Genomic DNA, 887 nt, shown 5'->3' with positions numbered 1-887 from the left:
AGCCCAATGATAGGAACCGTGTACCTATTAATAAAACAATCCCTGCCGAAATCAAGCGAGGAGACAGATGAAAAAGAGATTTATTATAACAGGAATGATTACCCTTTTGGGAATGATAAATTTAACTCTAACGTCTAACTTTAGTTGGGGTTCTGGGACTCAAGGTCCGACTGTTCAAAGTCCTTTCCCTGTTTCAAAAGCAGACTATCTGACAATTATTGAGTTGTTAAAACAACAAATTAGAACAAACGAAAACCAGATCGAAAACGCGAAAAAAATCCATCAGTCTATAACAGGAAATAGAATAAAAAAACCAACAATAGGAGAGAAAAAGAGTTTTTTCATACAAGATTCGCCCACTCTCAGCTACCCAGAAAAGGGCCGCGATTACTATAGCATAAATGTTGGGGAATTTCGAGATCTTTTATATTCTGTTCATCATGAAGAGAAAAGGAGCGTCTTCTGGTTCTTGCCGTATCATGAAATGCGCACAATAATTAATAAACGTCTTAAATATAGTGGAATTGTCGATAAAGCTGTAAGTTTGCAAACTTTCCAAGACGCAGAGAACCGCTTTACACAAATTGTCGATTTCTTAAATAATATAGATAAAACAAAAGATCTGAAAGAAGTTTTCGAGCTGCAAACACGCATCAAGACCATGTCAGCCATGCTCCAAAATGAATATACAAAGCTACAAATGGTCAGAAATTTAAGCGATAACGAAGAGACTCTTATCGAAATACAAAAACGTAAATTGTATGGAAAAATTATGTCCTCTGATAACCGAAATGTACCTACCATACGATGAAAACAAAAGCCAATGTAGAAAGTTCAGTACTATCTGAACAATTCAGAGGGGCAGAAAGGTTTTCTCAAAGCCAAGG

The 887-nt window shown here is 36.2% G+C and carries 1 protein-coding gene; it reads left to right on the top strand.

Translation table 11 applies throughout. The features are described from left to right. Window positions 1–67 precede the first annotated feature (67 nt). Entirely contained in the window at window positions 68–811 is a 744-nt protein-coding gene (locus tag ACFIJ9_RS08635; protein ID WP_375636787.1) for a type IV secretion system protein, read from the top strand. The last annotated feature ends 76 nt before the right edge of the window (window positions 812–887 follow it).

The sequence above is a fragment of the Bartonella sp. MR90HLJMH genome, from assembly GCF_042194115.1.
Lineage (GTDB): Bacteria > Pseudomonadota > Alphaproteobacteria > Rhizobiales > Rhizobiaceae > Bartonella > Bartonella grahamii.
This window is presented reverse-complemented; position numbering and strand designations above follow the sequence as displayed.

Bases quoted from the DNA above. Each gene is read 5' to 3' on its own strand.
- ACFIJ9_RS08635 (WP_375636787.1), top strand. From the start codon at position 68: ATGAAAAAGAGATTTATTATAACAGGAATGATTACCCTTTTGGGAATG.